Genomic DNA, 15139 nt, shown 5'->3' on the forward strand with positions numbered 1-15139 from the left:
TCAGATGATAATTAATCAAACCAGCTTGCAAAATATCCCAGCGTTGCTGACTACACATCAAACACGTATTCGCGTGGTTGTGCTTGTATTATTAAGTATTTATCTGATCGCCTATGCAGCGGACATGACCTGGAAACTCATTCCCACGCCGTCATCAAACGCACCTGCGGCTTCAACACCCCGTTATACCGGTTCAGTCGCCAGCTCTCAACGTGGGGTCGATATTGGCCAAATACAACAGTTGAATTTGTTTGGCGAAGTAAATAAAAGTGCGCCACCACCGGTTCAGGAAACCATCACCGACGCACCAGAAACCCGATTGAACCTGGTGTTGTCCGGTTTAGTGGCCAGTACCGATGAAGAAGCCGGTACGGCAGTAATAGAAAACCGAGGAAAACAAGCCACTTACGCTATTGGCGATAAAATTGACGGAACGAATGCCATACTGAGTCAGGTCCATATAGACAGAGTCATCATTAAAAATGGCGGTCAACATGAAACACTCATGCTGGCCGGGCTCGATTTTAGCAAGCAAAACGCGGCCAATAACGCCGCTCGCAATCGCCAACCGGCCAGAGCAGGTGCCCAACCAGCACGCCGGGCGCGCGAGCTTAGCGAAGACGCCGTTGCAGCAACTGAAGCGCTGCGAGAGAAGCCGGCTAGCTTCACCGATTTCATCAGTGTTACACCCGCACTGGAAAACGGTCAGATGATTGGCTACCGCGTAAAACCGGGCAAAGACGCCAGCTTGTTTGAGTCGGTAGGGTTAATAAACGACGATGTCGTTATTCAGATAAACGGTCTGGACTTAACAGACCCCGCCCAGGCCCGAGATGCCATGGGTGAGCTTAGAGATGCGCAGTCTATTGAACTTACAGTAACCCGGGATGGGGAATACATTACACTGTACTTAGACATGCCAGAGCAGTAATGAACGCAACAGTGAACAGGATACAAACTATGAGGCAAGTTGGTCGAACCTGGTTGACCCGGATTAGTATTGCGGTATGTGCAACCGTTATGTGTGTGCAAGCCGCGGCCATCGAACGTATGCCCAAATTTCAGGATACCGACATCAACGAGTTTATTACCATCGTCGGTAAAAACTTGCAGAAAACCATCATTGTTGATCCTAACGTTCGCGGCAAAATCAGCGTCATTAGCTATGACATGCTGAACGAAGAGCAGTATTACCAGTTTTTTCTGAACGTGTTGCAGGTTTATGACTTCGCCGTTGTGGAAATGCCAAACGGCATTTTAAAGGTCGTGCGTTCTAAAGACGCCAAAACCTCAAATATTCCGGTAGTAGAAGACGCCACACTGGACGGTGACGAAATGATTACCCGGGTTATTCCGGTATACAACGTGCCTGTGCGAGAGCTTGCGCCTATTCTGCGCCAGTTGAATGACCAGGCCGGTGGCGGTAACGTAGTCAGTCACGACCCTTCAAACGTAATGATGCTGACCGGCCGTGCAGCGGTAGTAAACCGCTTGGTTGAAATCATTGAGCGGGTTGACCGCGCCGGTGACGAAGAAGTCGATATCATCAAACTGCAATTCGCTTCAGCCTCGGAAATGGTGCGCATTGTAGAAAGCATCAACAAGTCCCAGGGCAAGCAAAATACGGGTACCAAGTCAGAGCCTCGCGTCGTAGCCGATGACCGCACCAACAGCGTAATTGTCAGTGGTGACGCCAAAGCCCGTCAGCGACTGATCAATTTGATCCAGCGCATGGACCAGGAGCTGGAAACCAACGGTAATACCCGGGTTATCTTCTTAAATTACGCTAAAGCCGATGATTTGGTTAAAGTGCTCCAGGGCGTCAGTGACAGTATTCAGGCCGAAGAGAAAGGCACGGGTAACAATGCCCGACGTTCTACAGGCAGCAATCGCGATGTCAGCATTGACGCCCACGAGGATTCAAATGCACTGGTCATAACCGCCGAGCCGGATATGATGCGCTCACTGGAAGCGGTAATTCGTCAGTTGGACGTGCGCCGTGCTCAGGTACAGGTTGAAGCTATTATCGTAGAAATGTACGAAGGTGACGGTACGTCACTGGGTGTGCAACTGGTTTCGGAAGAGGGCGGCGGTACCCAGTTTAACAACGGCGTGATCCCGGTCGGTTCTTTGGCAGTTGCATTAAGACAAGCCGAAGACCAGACAACAAATTCAACTTACGTTACTGCCAATGGTGAAGTAGTCACCACGACCGATGTTACAGAAGGCGACTTTACCTCTCTGGCGTCACTACTTGGCGGTGCTAACGGATTGATTGCCGGCGTTATCCAGAATGGATGGGGCGCGGTGGTACAGGCCGTAAGCAACGACACCAATTCCAACGTTCTGGCAACCCCACACCTAACCACCATGGATAACGAAGAAGCGTTCTTCATTGTGGGTCAGGAAGTGCCGATTATTACCGGTACTACCACGGGCGCTAACAACTCTAATCCATTCCAGACGGTAGACCGTCAGGAAGTCGGTATCAAGTTACAGGTTACACCGCAAATCAACGAAGGTAACGCGGTACAGCTGACTATCGAACAGGAAGTATCCAGCGTATCGGGTGCCACAGCTGTCGATATATCCATCAACAAGCGCCAAATCAAAACCACGGTTATTGTGGATGATGGCGGCACCATTGTGTTGGGCGGTCTGATTGATGAAGACGTACAGGAAAGTGTGTCAAAAGTGCCTCTGCTGGGCGACATTCCGATTTTGGGTCACTTGTTCAAGTCGACTACGTCGAGTAAGCGCAAGCGTAACCTCATGGTGTTCCTGCGTCCTAAGATCGTACGTGACGGCGTGACCATGAACGAGATCAGCAAGCAGAAATATAACTTTATTCGCGCAGAACAGCTTCAGCGCCAGTCTCAGGGTGTAACCCTGATGCCGCAAACCGATACTCCGGTATTGCCGGACTGGGATGAAAGCCTGGCGCTACCGCCTTCCTATGAAGAGTACCTGAAGCGTCGCGAAGAAGAGAAAAAGGCACAGGCTGAACAGGACGGCAACTAATGAGCGAGCTACTCGACACGCAAACTGCCGGGCAGCCTGAGCAACCCGACGACGAACAGGTTATCCAGACCGAACGTCAGTTGCCGTTTGGCTTTGCCAAGCGCCATAAAGTCCTGCTGGAAGTTAATCAGGAGCCGGCGTTGCTTTATCACACCAGTGAAACGCCACTGGAGGTATTCGCCGAAGTACGCCGCTACTATGCCGCGCCGCTAGTACTGAAAGAGCTGGCTCAGGAACAGTTTGAGCCGTTACTGACCCAGGCTTATCAGCGCGACTCCTCTGCTGCCAAACAGTTAATGGAAGATCTTGGCAACGAGAGTGACTTGTTTTCGCTGGCAGAAGAACTGCCCGACACCGAGGACCTGCTCGACAGTGAAGATGATGCACCTATCATCAAACTCATTAACGCTATGTTGGGCGAAGCGATTAAAGAAGGCGCGTCCGATATCCATATCGAGACCTTTGAAAATCAACTTATCGTGCGCTTCCGCGTCGACGGTGTGCTGCGCGAAATCCTGCGCCCAAATCGTAAACTGTCATCTATGTTGGTTTCGCGGATTAAGGTAATGGCCAAGCTCGACATTGCCGAAAAGCGCGTGCCCCAGGATGGCCGGATTACGCTGCGTATCGCAGGCCGTGCGGTAGACGTGCGGGTATCGACCATGCCATCGAGCCACGGCGAGCGGGTCGTATTGCGTTTGCTCGACAAGAACAATGCGCGCCTGAACCTAGCTGATTTAGGCATGACCGAACAAAACCGCGGCCACTTTTCGTCACTCATTCGCAAACCTCACGGCATTATTCTGGTTACCGGCCCAACCGGCTCTGGTAAAAGTACCACCCTGTATGCCGGCCTGACCGAAATCAATTCCAAAGACCGCAACATCTTAACCGTTGAAGACCCTATTGAATTCGATTTACAGGGTATTGGACAAACCCAGGTTAACCCGCGGGTAGACATGACGTTTGCCCGAGGCCTGCGCGCCATACTGCGTCAGGACCCCGATGTGGTGATGGTCGGTGAGATTCGTGATATTGAAACCGGGCAAATCGCCGTACAGGCCAGTTTAACCGGTCACCTTGTGCTCTCAACCCTGCACACCAATACCGCAGCTGGCGCGATTACGCGTCTGGAAGACATGGGTATTGAACCCTTCTTACTGTCGTCGAGCTTACTGGCTGTGCTGTCACAGCGCTTGGTAAGAACCCTCTGTCCGGAGTGCAAAACTGCACATGCACCGAGTGAGCAGGAAGCGGAAATATTAGGACTGGAGAACGGTCATTCCTGTGTTATTTATTCGCCTAAAGGCTGCGCCGCCTGTAACCAAACTGGCTATCGTGGCCGAACGGGTATTCACGAACTGTTGATCGTGGATGAAACCATTCGCACCATGATGCACGAAGGGAAGGGCGAACAGGCCATTGAGAAATACGTGCGAAAATCTACGCCCAGTATTCGCGAAGATGGCTGCCGCAAAGTCCTGAGCGGACACACTGCGCTTGAAGAAGTGTTACGTGTGACCCGGGAGGACTAATGGCGGCGTTTGCTTATAAAGCCATTAATGCCAAAGGCAAGAATACAAGCGGTGTACTGGAAGGTGACAACGCCCGCCAGATTCGCCAACAACTTCGCGAAAAGGGTCTTGTGCCCATGGAAGTTGAACAAGTGGCTGAAAAGAGCAGCGGCAGCAGTAGTAGCGGCTTTCAGTTATTTAAGCCGCGTATTTCTGCCAGTGATTTGGCGCTGCTTACCCGTCAGTTAGCGACGCTGATTGAATCGGCTTTGCCCATCGAAGAAGCGTTACTGGCTGTGGCGGAGCAAAGCGAAAAGACCCGCCAGAAAAACATGATGATGGCAGTGCGCAGTAAAGTCGTGGAAGGGCATACCCTGGCCGACGCACTGGCGGAATTCCCCAGCGTATTTGATGACCTCTTTCGCGCCATGGTGGCGGCGGGCGAAAAGTCAGGGCACCTCGACACCGTACTCAACCGTTTAGCCGACTACACCGAGCGCCGTCAGCAAACCCGAAGCCAGATTATACAGGCGCTGATTTACCCGGCTATCATGATGTTTTTTGCCATGATGATTGTAGTCGTACTGCTCACGGTCGTGGTGCCAAAAATTGTCGGTCAGTTTGACCACATGGGTCAGGATCTGCCCACCATTACCACTGTGTTGATTAGCGTGAGTGAATGGATGCAGCAATACGGCCTGTATTTGTTAGTGGCCATTATGCTGTCAATTGTGCTGTTTCAGCGACTGGTTCAGCAGCCCGCAATCAAACTGCGTTATCACCGTTTTATGCTTAATTTACCTTTGGTAGGCAAAGTGGCCCGAGGCTTAAACACGGCCCGTTTTGCACGCACACTGAGTATTTTAACGGCCAGTGCTGTGCCATTGCTTGAGTCCATGCGGATATCTACGGATGTACTGCAAAATGTGTATATTAAAGAACGAATTAGCGAAGCCGCTGTCAATGTAAAAGAAGGTAGCAGCCTGCGCGCGGCACTCGACAACACCAAAATTTTCCCGCCCATGATGATGCACATGATTGCATCGGGTGAACGCTCAGGTGAGCTACAACAAATGTTAAGCCGCTCGGCCGACAATCAGGACAGGGAATTTGAAGCACTCATTGGTGTCTCATTAAAAGTCTTCGAGCCTGTGCTGATCGTATCGATGGCAGCAGTGGTGTTATTTATAGTCATGGCAATTATTCAACCGATACTTGCGCTTAATAATATGGTGAACGTGTAATGAAAAACTTAAACAGACAATCGGGTTTCAGCTTAATTGAAATCATGGTGGTACTGCTGATCATCGGTATTCTGGCTTCTATGGTCGCACCACAAATTCTGGGTAACCAGGAAGAAGCGCAGCTTAAAAAGGCCGCTGTCGATATTCAGCAACTGGAAAGTGCGCTTGAAATGTACAAACTGAAGAACAACCGCTTCCCGACTACAGAACAAGGTCTTGACGCGCTGGTGACAGCCCCGACGATTGATCCTATCCCACGTAATTACCCGGAAGCCGGCTTCATCAAACGTTTACCTGATGATCCATGGGGCAATCCTTATGCGTTAATCAGCCCGGGAGAAATGGGCACAATTGATATTTTCTCTAACGGCCCGGATGGCGAGCCAGGCACCGATGACGACATTGGTAACTGGAATATTAACGAATACCTGAACTAACCGAATTTACCTCCATGCGCGTGCGTAGCTCCGTTTCTGCTTTACACAGTTTGCCACGCGCTCAGGGCGGCTTTACCCTGCTTGAGGTAATGCTGGTCCTGCTGTTGATGGGCTTAACCGCCGGTTATGTGGTATTTAACGCCTTTGGCAGCGACCCGTCAGAACAACTTGAACGCGAAGTACGTCGATTACAGGTGGTCATTGATATGGCCAGCGATTTTGCCGTACTGAACCAGCAGCAACTCGGCATCTACTTTGACACCGAAGCGCGCAGCTACACATTTATGCAGTTGGATGAAGAAGACAACTGGCTGCCTATAGAGGGCAACAAGGTATATGAGCCTGTCACGCTCACCGAACCCTTTTATTTCACCCTGGCGCTGGACGATTTACCTTGGCAAACCGATGACAGCCTGTTCGACCGTGAGCTGTTTGATGCCACGCTCAGTGTTAACGACAAAGAAATGAACATTGGCGAAGAAGCGCCGCCACCACCTCCGCCGCAAATTCTGATTCTGTCGAGCGGGGAAATTACCCCTTTTAGCCTGACCTTCTATTTTGAGCCGGATTTCAGCAACGACGTACCCGCTTACTTTCTGCTGAACAATCACGATATGCCACCACTAGAGGTCGTTGGCCCGTTGGAGCAGTTACCGTGAAGCCGCTTGTGCGCCAGTCTGGCTTGACCCTGCTTGAAGTCATGGTGGCATTATTCATTTTCGCAGTAACCGGCACTGCCATAATGAAGGCCGCTTCCGAACACTTAAATGGCGTGGGTCAGATTGAAGAAGTCGCCGTTGCAACCTGGGTGGCAAATAATCGTCTGAACGAGATCCTGATGGAACGCCCCTGGCCATTGAAGAACAATCAAAAAGGCCAGCAGGATATGGCCGGCCGCACCTGGTACTGGACTCAGGTGGTAAAAGCCACTAATGACAGTGACTTTAAAGCCGTTGAAATCAGTGTGAGCTTAAAAGAGAGCCGCGCAGATAATATTACCACCGTGGTGGCTTACCTTGCCAAGCCAAGCGAGGCGACCCAATGACAGCGCGTGGCTTTACCCTGATTGAAATATTGATTGCGATGGCCATTTTCACCATGATCGGCCTAGCTTCCACGGCGTTGCTGACCACCGTGATCGATAGTGACGAAGCTTCCACTGAAAAGTTTGCAGAACTACAACAACTGCAGCGCTTTATGCTTACCCTTGAACGCGACGTATTACAGGTCGTCGACCGGCCGGTTCGCGTAGAAGGCGAAGAGAATAAAACCGTCTTTCGCGGCGGCGAGCTGGACGATAGCGATGCCGACGGCATGGCTTTTGTGCGTGGCGGCTGGCACAACCCCAAACTCATGTTGCCCCGCAGCACCCTGCAAGGCGTGGCTTATCGCCTGAAGAACGGCAATATTGAACGTCTCAATACCGTCTATATTGATAACGTTCTGGGTTATGAGCCTAAAGTCCGGGTTGTACTCAGCGACGTGACTGACTTTCAGCTGGAATTTAATACCGGCGAGAAAGACGGTAGAAATGACGGCTGGCACGACAGCTTTACCGGTGAACGGCTACCCGACGGCATCCGGGTAACGGTAACCACCAAAAAAGGCGGTGAATTTATTCGCACCTTTGCCATTGGCGGAGTAGCCAGCAATGGTTAACCCACATCGCCAACAAGGCGCCGCGCTTTTGATTGTGCTAATGATTGTGGCTTTAGTTGCCATCATCGCCACAGAAATGGGCGCCCGACTTCAACTGCAGGTGCAACGCGCGATCAATATTAAAGACAATAATCAGGCGTATTGGTACGCCGTTAGCGCCGAGGAATTTGCCCGCAAATCTATCGGCACGTTAATGCAGGAAACCGGCGACAAGATTCATTTAAACCAGCCATGGGCAGAAGAGTTCGAGTACCCCATGGACAACGGTGGAATCAGCGCAAGATTGGAAGACATGCAGAGCTGTTTTAATCTGAACGCCCTGCCCGACGCCAACCAACAAAATGTCTCAGCCACCGAACCGTCAGAAGCCCTGACTGCCTTTGCCCGGTTGATCAAACTAGTTAATGAAGACATCGACAGTTACACCGTCGATACCATTCGCGATTCACTGGGAGACTGGATTGATGCCGACGACCAAATGCGGGTATATGGTGCAGAAGAAAGCGAATACGCGTCGCGGGAGTTTCCTTACCTGGCCGCAAACAGCATGCTGGCAAGTCAGTCAGAGCTGCGTCTAATCAACGGGGTTGAGCCTCAGTGGCTGGACAGTTTACTGCCCATGGTTTGTGTCATCCCGAGCAGCAACCTGATGTCGATTAACGTGAATACCCTGTCGGAAGACCACGCTCCCCTGTTAGCAGCCTTAACCGGCTTGAGCACCGAACAGGCAAACAGCGTCATTAGCGCCAGGCCCCAGGATGGCTGGGATGACGTAAACGATTTTCTAGCAGAGCCCGATATTACCGCCCTGCAATTAACCACTACCCAAACAGAATGGTTCGCCGTAACCACAGAGTATTTTATTTTACATACCAAGAGCCGTTACAATGAGGCAACTTTTGCCATGAGTTCGGTGTTTAATGCCACCTCAGCAGGTGACGTGAATGTGTTACGGCGCGAATTTGGAGTCTTGAAATAATGGAACAGTTAGTTGTCAGACTTGGCACCACTATGTCCGATCCGGTTCACTGGGTTGTTTGGTCAACGCAGGACCAGGATGTAATCGCCAGTGGCGAACTGCCTGACGCCAGCGCACTGGCCAGCCTCACCGAACGTACCCGGCTGCGTAAAGCGCTGGTACTGGTGCCCGGCGCAGACGTGCGTTTGTGTCAGGTAGACCTGCCACCCAAAGCCAATCGCAAAATCCTGAATGCCATTCCGTTTATGCTGGAAGATGAGCTGGCTGACGATATCAGTGAGCTGTTCTTCGCATTTGGTCCGAAGACCGGTAATCAGCAAGCGGTAGCTATTGTGAGCCACGAGGCTGTAGCTCAGTGGCGCCAATGGATAGAAGACGCAGGATTTAGCTGCGACACTATGCTGCCTGACACGCTGGCATTGCCGCAACCTGACGACCAGCATTGGTCGGCCATTGCACTGGGCGAACAACTCATTGTGCGTCAGGGAAGCTGGCAGGGCATGCAGGGCGAAACCGACTTTATGACCAGCGTACTGGCCTTTCAGGCCAAGCAAATACCGGAAGGCGTTACCGTAACCGCGCTTTCAGACATGGATTTACACGCTGTACCCAATATTACGGTAGAGGCTGACGACTCCGGATTGCCGCCAGCGGGTAAGCTGGCAAAAGCCGCATTGTCTGCGTCGTTTAACCTGTTGCAGGGTCAATACAAAGTTAAAAAGCAACACAATCAGGTCTGGCAGTTCTGGCGTACACCCGCAATTTTACTGGGGTTGGTACTGGTGCTAACGATTGGCGAAAAAGTACTGCATTTGCAGCAGTTAGAACAGCAAAACGACGAGCTTTCTGCCCAAATCGATGCTGTCATTAAGCAGGGCTTTCCGGATCTCGGCACCTATCGAAACGCGCGAACACGTATAGAACGTGAAATGCGTGAATTAGAACAAGGCGGCAGTGGCAGCTCACTGCTGGTCATGCTGGCACAACTCAACAACGCCTTTGCCAGCTCTCAGGTCACGCCACAAACCATTCGCTTTGATGCCAATCGCACCGAAATTCGCATGCAAGCGGAAGGCAAGGACTTTAATGCGCTGCAAGCATTCAAACGCGGTGCGGAAGCGGCAGGCTTTAGTGTGGAAGAAGGCGCCATTAATAACCGCGATGACAAAGTCATCGGTACCATGGCAATTAAGGGGGCGTAATGGAGTTTTTAAAGCAGAAATACGCGGCCCTGACCGAGCGCGAACAGCGACTGGTACTACTATCGGCAATCGTTGTACTGATCGGCCTGTTCTACTGGGGGATTTGGGCGCCGTTAAACCAGGGCATCGACCAGCAAACCAAACAACTGAGTAATAACCAAAAACTACTCAGCTGGGTAGAAGAGCAGTCAGCACGCGCCGCTATTTTACGTCGCAGCCAGTCTGGCAACCGCACTTTCAACGGCTCATTACAGCAAGCCGTAACGTCTTCCAGCAATCAGTTTTCGCTGGTGATTTCGCGTATGCAACCGCAAAACGACAACCTGCAGGTGTGGATTGATGAGGCGGTATTTAACGACTTGTTAGCCTGGCTTGATCACCTCGAATCTCGCGGTGTACAAATTGACCAACTGGATGTTACCGAAGCCGACGCCTCGGGCATGATTAAAGTCAGACGATTGGTGCTGAGTAAATGATAAAACAGTATTGGCGATGGATCCTCGCCGCCCTTTTCCTGTATCTCGTATTATTAGTAGCGTATTTACCTGCAGCGCAAGTGGCATACCGCCTGCCTTTGCCGAATACGGTAAAACTCGGCAAGGTGTCTGGTACCCTCTGGCAGGGTCACATCGATCGCGTAGTAGTGAACAACATGCCCATTCAACAGGTCAACTGGACGTTGTCTGCCTTACCGCTGTTCATGGGCACCTTGTCGGTAGATTTAGACGCAGGCAATATGCGATCAGCCAATGCCATTGCGTTTAAAGGGCCTCTGGAGGTCGATTTATTGTCTGAAGGGAATCTCACCGCCAGCGACTTTCTGTTGTATTTACCGGTTGACCTTGTACTGGCAGAAGTGCAATTGCCGCTGCCAGTCGATGCCGGTGGCCGGTTTCGCGTCAATGTTGAATCCCTGACGCTGGAAGCGGGTATCTGCTCGCAGATGATGGCCTATGGCGATTGGCTGAACGCGTCAGTAGCAGGCACGCAAGGGCCTATTGAACTGGGTAATTTTTCTGCGACCTTACGCTGCGACAATAAGCAATATATTATTTCCGTGGCAGAGCCCAACGCATTTGGATTAACGCTGGACGCTCAGGCTGCCACCGACTTTTCCACATTTACCGCAACATCGAAATTTAAGCCGGACCCGTCACTTCCTCAGGAAGTTCACGACGCTGCCCAGTTTTTTGGTCAGCCAGACAGCCAGGGCTATATCCACTACGACATTCGCTAATACTGTCTACTCATTCAGGCCCTCAACTGAGGCCTGAATGAGATATGGCGTATCAGCTAAACCACTGCCAGCGGTTGCGGGTTGTCAGAAAGATAAGTAAACCACCAAGTAAACCAAATAACGCACCAACAATGCCAATACCCAGGTAAATATTAATCACAAATGCAATGGCGACAGAGGCGTACATGCCGTACACCGCGTACTTTTTCCAGCTCCAGATCCCTACGGCAATGGCAAAATTAATGACACTCATTACGCCAAGGGCATAGACAATCCCGATTGTTGCCTTCGGTTGGGTCGAAACGATGAGGTCCGGCGCCGAAAAATACATAAATGCAGTGAGCGGGTTGGCGATAAACATCAGAATAAGAAATGTCGATAACCAAAAACCGCGTTTCTTCTGCTCGGGTTGAGAGGGGGCATCAGCAACGTTGTTAGTGTTGTGTTCCTGCATGGTAATTCCTTTACATTAGTCCCTGTTGGTGAGGGTCTCGTTGTCTGTTCGTAAGCTATGATAGCGACACTGGCCGGGCTGAGCTGGCCAGTGACGGTTATTTTGAAAACAGGGTCGTATGATTAAACGGCGACATTGCTAAAATCACAGCCAGTTCATACACGCTTTGCCGGGTGGCCAGATTATTGGTGAGCAGGCCAATTGCCCCACCTTTTTGTTTTACGTTTACGGTATTGAACGTGCGGTCCATGACCGGTCCCAACTCTTCGCCATTAACCAACGCCTGGTAGACACTGTTTGGCAGAGGCAAATTTGCACTGCGGCCGACAGACCACTGTTCACCATTGCAAATCGCCACATAGGCAAACGTTGCCGGGCCATCCTCAAAGTTATCCACGCCACCTTCTATGGCAATATACCAGTCAGCCTTTTCAGCCTGCATACACGCTTTTACCCGGTTGACCGCACCTAAGCGGGTTTCTGCTTCCGTCATGGGCTGTTCAGCCACCAGACTCGGGGCATGCATGCCCAACACATCCTGTTCACCAATGTTACCCAGCACCTGATTCATCGCAATCTGTGCTGCGTTCACTTTTACCGGGTTCTTTGAGCCTACAATCAGTTTCATTCCCTGACTCCTGTTAATTTGTTGGCGGATTATTGCGAATATCGTCGAGAATATCGCGATAGTCAGTCACGGCAGGAAACGTGGTTATCTCTCTTGCCGGTTGCTTGCTATCGGGGTTACTAACAGCGAGTAAGTGTTTAATGCCAAATGTTTTAGCCGCTTCAAGAATCGTCAGGCTGTCGTCCACAAATAGCGTTGTAGCCGGATCAAACCCCAAACGCTGCTGCAATGCTCGCCACAGGTCCTGGGATTCCTTCGTTACCCCGAACTCATGGGTAGATATCAGCGTATCAATGTGCGCGTCGAGCTGAGTATGTTCGACTTTCAGCGACAAACTCCCCGGGTGTGCATTGGTCACCAGCACCACTTCGCGCCCGCTTTCGTGCAGCGCATCCAGAAACGGGAGGGTGTCATCACGCATGGCAATAAGATGCTCGATATCGCGTTTGGCAGCCACTATGTCCATATCCAGATACTTTGCCCAGTAGTCCAGACAGTACCATTCGATTTTGCCGCTTACGCGTTCGTAGTGAGCCAGCATATCGGCCCGACACACTGCCAGTGACTGGCCGGTTTTCTCGGCCAGTTTTTGCGGCAAATGCTCCAGCCAGAAGTGATTATCGAAATGCAAATCCAGCAGCGTACCGTCCATATCCAGCAGAACCGTTTTGATTTCTTTCCAAGGCAGAAATGGCAAGCGCTTTTCCTTTAAATACGTTAATCTTAAGACTGACACTATGATAACGAAAGACTGACCTGAACAACATGAGCAATATTGAAAAGGACAAAACGTTACCGCGGATCCATGAACGCAAAATCGTAGCCGAGAGCCGCTTTTTTCGCGTTGAACGAGTAGACCTGGAGTTTTCCAATGGCGCAACCCGCCAGTTTGAGAGAATGGCAGGTTACAGCCGTGGCGCAGTAATGATCGTCGCCGTCCAGGATGGACATTTCCTGTTAGTCAGAGAATATGCCGCAGGCACCCACTCGTATGAACTGGGATTCCCCAAGGGGCTCATTGACCAGGGCGAAACCGCACTGGAAGCAGCCAACCGCGAATTAAAGGAAGAAGCCGGATTTGGTGCTCATGACCTGCAGGAAGTGCATAAAGTAAATATGGCACCGACGTTTTTTAACGCGCAAATGACCATCGTAATTGCTCATGATCTGTATCCCCAACAATTACCCGGCGATGAGCCTGAACCACTGGAAGTGGTGCGCTGGCCTATCGACCGTGCCGATGAATTACTCGCCCGCGACGACTTTATTGAAGCCCGCTGCGTCGCGGCGCTTTTCCTTGCTCAAAAGTGGTTAAAGGAGCACCCCGACTATGCCTGAACACACCGATGAAGCGCTGTTAAATATAGCCAAAGAAGCCGCTATCGCCGCCGGTGAAGCCATTATGACTCTGTACGACGAAGGCGATTTTGAGAGTTATCAGAAAGCCGATGAGTCACCCGTGACCAGCGCCGATTACAAAGCCAACGAAATCATTTGTCAGCACCTCAAGCTCAATACGCCTGATATCCCGATCCTGTCGGAAGAAACCAAACACGCCAGCCTTGAAGAACGAAGTCAATGGGACCGCTACTGGTTAATCGACCCCATTGACGGCACCCAGGAATTTATCGCACGCAGTGGCGACTTTGCCGTTAATATCGCGCTGATTGAAAACAATCAACCTAAGATAGGGGTGATTTTCTGGCCGCCAGGGCAAAGTCTCTATTATGCTATTAAGGGGCATGGTGCATTTAAAGAGTCACCTGAATCTTCCGGCCCAATTAGTGTGCGCAAGCTGGACGACCCGCATAACAGCGTGGTGATTCTGGCAATTAGCAGACGCCAGCCACGCGAACGTGTGATCGGTAAAATGTGTGCAAAACGGGTGTATCAGACACTGCCACTGGGCAGCTGTTCGTTAAAAGCATGCTTTATAGCTGAAGGAAAAGCAGATGCCTTTATGCGCATCGGCGTGACCGGCGAGTGGGATACCGGCGCTTCGCAATGCATTGTTTCAGAAGCAGGCGGAGCCATTTTTGCGGCTGACTTCGAACCGCTGAGCTATAACCAGCGTCATTCTCTGGAAAACCCGGACTTTGTTGTATTGGGCGACCAAAACGTCCCCTGGCAGGACATCATCCAATATTAAGGAGCGAGTTTATGTTTAAACAATCTGTAGTGTTACTTTCTGGTTTACTTTCAGCGTCAGCGTTTGCCCAATGGACGTTGGATCAGGACAATTCTGCTTTGCACTTCATGTCCACCAAAAACGCGCAGGTTACTGAAGTCCACAGCTTTGACCATTTTTCCGGCAAACTGTCTGACTCTGGCACCTTAACCATCGAAGTGCCTCTGGATTCAGTGAACACCAATATTCCCATTCGCAACACCCGCATGCAGGAAATGCTGTTTGAAGTAGCTAAATACCCTACCGCAACCTTCAGTGCCACACTGCCGTCAGCGCTATTGGATATGGCAGCCGGCACCAGTAAAGCAAGTGTGGTTGAAGGCGAACTGAGCCTGCACGGTATGACTGCACCAGTCAGCTTTAACGTAATGGTAAGCAAGCTGTCTGACGATACGATTCAGGCATCGACGATTTCACCCACCTTGATCGGCGCCGACACCTTTGGTCTGAAAGGCGGCGTTGAAGCATTGCAAAACATAGCGGGTCTGAAGAGCATTACCTTTAACGCCCCAGTCACCTTTAGCGTGACTTTCGAGAAATAACCCCTTCAGAAATAGAAAAGGCGGGGCAGCCTGA

The 15139-nt window shown here is 51.1% G+C and carries 18 protein-coding genes; 15 read left to right on the forward strand and 3 right to left on the reverse strand.

The annotated features are described in order from the left end of the window. Positions 1-4: 4 nt before the first annotated feature. The 12 genes from gspC (at position 5) to BUB81_RS03045 (ending at position 11293) form a co-directional block, all read left to right on the forward strand. Positions 5-931: a type II secretion system protein GspC gene (gene gspC, locus BUB81_RS02990; protein ID WP_073317943.1), complete on the forward strand. Its 927-nt coding sequence runs from the start codon at positions 5-7 to the stop codon at positions 929-931. An 89-nt stretch (positions 932-1020) separates the two neighbouring features. After that, the gene (gspD, locus tag BUB81_RS02995; protein ID WP_425435066.1) at positions 1021-3021 is read left to right on the forward strand and encodes a type II secretion system secretin GspD; all 2001 of its coding nucleotides are present in this window, start codon (positions 1021-1023) and stop codon (positions 3019-3021) included. Next, entirely contained in the window at positions 3021-4556 is a 1536-nt protein-coding gene (gene gspE, locus BUB81_RS03000; protein ID WP_073317947.1) for a type II secretion system ATPase GspE, read from the forward strand. The genes gspD and gspE overlap by 1 nt, the downstream gene beginning before the upstream one ends. Further along, complete coding sequence (gene gspF, locus BUB81_RS03005; RefSeq protein ID WP_073317950.1) at positions 4556-5779, forward strand: type II secretion system inner membrane protein GspF; 1224 nt, start codon at positions 4556-4558, stop codon at positions 5777-5779. Before gspE ends, gspF begins: the two co-directional genes overlap by 1 nt. Then, positions 5779-6216: a type II secretion system major pseudopilin GspG gene (gene gspG, locus BUB81_RS03010; RefSeq protein WP_073317953.1), complete on the forward strand. Its 438-nt coding sequence runs from the start codon at positions 5779-5781 to the stop codon at positions 6214-6216. Before gspF ends, gspG begins: the two co-directional genes overlap by 1 nt. Before the next feature lie 14 nt (positions 6217-6230). Continuing rightward, on the forward strand, positions 6231-6875 hold the full coding sequence (gspH, locus tag BUB81_RS03015; protein WP_073317957.1) for a type II secretion system minor pseudopilin GspH: 645 nt from the start codon (positions 6231-6233) through the stop codon (positions 6873-6875). After that, positions 6872-7261, forward strand: a complete 390-nt coding sequence (gene gspI / locus BUB81_RS03020; protein WP_073317960.1) for a type II secretion system minor pseudopilin GspI — start codon at positions 6872-6874, stop codon at positions 7259-7261. The genes gspH and gspI overlap by 4 nt, the downstream gene beginning before the upstream one ends. After that, a complete protein-coding gene (gspJ, locus tag BUB81_RS03025; protein WP_073317963.1) occupies positions 7258-7875 on the forward strand; it encodes a type II secretion system minor pseudopilin GspJ in 618 nt (205 codons plus the stop codon). The genes gspI and gspJ overlap by 4 nt, the downstream gene beginning before the upstream one ends. After that, positions 7868-8854, forward strand: coding sequence for a type II secretion system minor pseudopilin GspK (gspK, locus tag BUB81_RS03030; RefSeq protein ID WP_073317966.1), 987 nt, complete (start codon positions 7868-7870; stop codon positions 8852-8854). The genes gspJ and gspK overlap by 8 nt, the downstream gene beginning before the upstream one ends. Continuing rightward, positions 8854-10056, forward strand: coding sequence for a type II secretion system protein GspL (gene gspL, locus BUB81_RS03035; RefSeq protein ID WP_073317969.1), 1203 nt, complete (start codon positions 8854-8856; stop codon positions 10054-10056). The genes gspK and gspL overlap by 1 nt, the downstream gene beginning before the upstream one ends. Next, the gene (gene gspM / locus BUB81_RS03040; RefSeq protein ID WP_073317972.1) at positions 10056-10532 is read left to right on the forward strand and encodes a type II secretion system protein GspM; all 477 of its coding nucleotides are present in this window, start codon (positions 10056-10058) and stop codon (positions 10530-10532) included. The genes gspL and gspM overlap by 1 nt, the downstream gene beginning before the upstream one ends. Continuing rightward, the gene (locus tag BUB81_RS03045) at positions 10529-11293 is read left to right on the forward strand and encodes a type II secretion system protein N (RefSeq protein ID WP_073317975.1); all 765 of its coding nucleotides are present in this window, start codon (positions 10529-10531) and stop codon (positions 11291-11293) included. Before gspM ends, BUB81_RS03045 begins: the two co-directional genes overlap by 4 nt. A 52-nt stretch (positions 11294-11345) precedes the next feature. On the opposite strand, the gene BUB81_RS03050 is transcribed toward BUB81_RS03045, so the two are convergent. The 3 genes from BUB81_RS03050 to yrfG form a co-directional block, all read right to left on the reverse strand. Next, positions 11346-11747 (reverse strand): hypothetical protein, encoded by a 402-nt coding sequence (locus tag BUB81_RS03050; RefSeq protein ID WP_073317978.1) that lies wholly within the window; start codon positions 11745-11747, stop codon positions 11346-11348. 97 nt (positions 11748-11844) lie between these two features. Next, entirely contained in the window at positions 11845-12375 is a 531-nt protein-coding gene (yjjX, locus tag BUB81_RS03055) for an inosine/xanthosine triphosphatase (RefSeq protein ID WP_073317981.1), read from the reverse strand. Positions 12376-12388: 13 nt separating this feature from the next. Continuing rightward, the gene (gene yrfG, locus BUB81_RS03060; RefSeq protein ID WP_073317984.1) at positions 12389-13072 is read right to left on the reverse strand and encodes a GMP/IMP nucleotidase; all 684 of its coding nucleotides are present in this window, start codon (positions 13070-13072) and stop codon (positions 12389-12391) included. Positions 13073-13140: 68 nt separating this feature from the next. On the opposite strand from yrfG, the gene nudE reads away from it, so the two are divergent. From nudE to BUB81_RS03075, 3 genes are read left to right on the forward strand one after another with little or no spacing between them, the layout of a single operon-like run. Next, complete coding sequence (nudE, locus tag BUB81_RS03065) at positions 13141-13713, forward strand: ADP compounds hydrolase NudE (RefSeq protein ID WP_073317987.1); 573 nt, start codon at positions 13141-13143, stop codon at positions 13711-13713. Beyond that, positions 13706-14524, forward strand: coding sequence for a 3'(2'),5'-bisphosphate nucleotidase CysQ (cysQ, locus tag BUB81_RS03070; protein WP_073317990.1), 819 nt, complete (start codon positions 13706-13708; stop codon positions 14522-14524). The genes nudE and cysQ overlap by 8 nt, the downstream gene beginning before the upstream one ends. An 11-nt stretch (positions 14525-14535) precedes the next feature. Beyond that, entirely contained in the window at positions 14536-15105 is a 570-nt protein-coding gene (locus BUB81_RS03075; protein ID WP_073317994.1) for a YceI family protein, read from the forward strand. Positions 15106-15139: the final 34 nt, after the last annotated feature.

Source organism: Marisediminitalea aggregata (assembly GCF_900129565.1).
Classification (GTDB): domain Bacteria; phylum Pseudomonadota; class Gammaproteobacteria; order Enterobacterales; family Alteromonadaceae; genus Alteromonas; species Alteromonas aggregata.

Coding starts and splice junctions, on each gene's coding strand:
- gspC (WP_073317943.1), top strand. CDS start 5: ATGATAATTAATCAAACCAGCTTGCAAAATATCCCAGCGTTGCTGACT.
- gspD (WP_425435066.1), top strand. CDS start 1,021: ATGTGTGTGCAAGCCGCGGCCATCGAACGTATGCCCAAATTTCAGGAT.
- gspE (WP_073317947.1), top strand. CDS start 3,021: ATGAGCGAGCTACTCGACACGCAAACTGCCGGGCAGCCTGAGCAACCC.
- gspF (WP_073317950.1), top strand. CDS start 4,556: ATGGCGGCGTTTGCTTATAAAGCCATTAATGCCAAAGGCAAGAATACA.
- gspG (WP_073317953.1), top strand. CDS start 5,779: ATGAAAAACTTAAACAGACAATCGGGTTTCAGCTTAATTGAAATCATG.
- gspH (WP_073317957.1), top strand. CDS start 6,231: ATGCGCGTGCGTAGCTCCGTTTCTGCTTTACACAGTTTGCCACGCGCT.
- gspJ (WP_073317963.1), top strand. CDS start 7,258: ATGACAGCGCGTGGCTTTACCCTGATTGAAATATTGATTGCGATGGCC.
- gspK (WP_073317966.1), top strand. CDS start 7,868: ATGGTTAACCCACATCGCCAACAAGGCGCCGCGCTTTTGATTGTGCTA.
- gspL (WP_073317969.1), top strand. CDS start 8,854: ATGGAACAGTTAGTTGTCAGACTTGGCACCACTATGTCCGATCCGGTT.
- gspM (WP_073317972.1), top strand. CDS start 10,056: ATGGAGTTTTTAAAGCAGAAATACGCGGCCCTGACCGAGCGCGAACAG.
- BUB81_RS03045 (WP_073317975.1), top strand. CDS start 10,529: ATGATAAAACAGTATTGGCGATGGATCCTCGCCGCCCTTTTCCTGTAT.
- BUB81_RS03050 (WP_073317978.1), bottom strand. CDS start 11,747: ATGCAGGAACACAACACTAACAACGTTGCTGATGCCCCCTCTCAACCC.
- yjjX (WP_073317981.1), bottom strand. CDS start 12,375: ATGAAACTGATTGTAGGCTCAAAGAACCCGGTAAAAGTGAACGCAGCA.
- nudE (WP_073317987.1), top strand. CDS start 13,141: ATGAGCAATATTGAAAAGGACAAAACGTTACCGCGGATCCATGAACGC.
- cysQ (WP_073317990.1), top strand. CDS start 13,706: ATGCCTGAACACACCGATGAAGCGCTGTTAAATATAGCCAAAGAAGCC.
- BUB81_RS03075 (WP_073317994.1), top strand. CDS start 14,536: ATGTTTAAACAATCTGTAGTGTTACTTTCTGGTTTACTTTCAGCGTCA.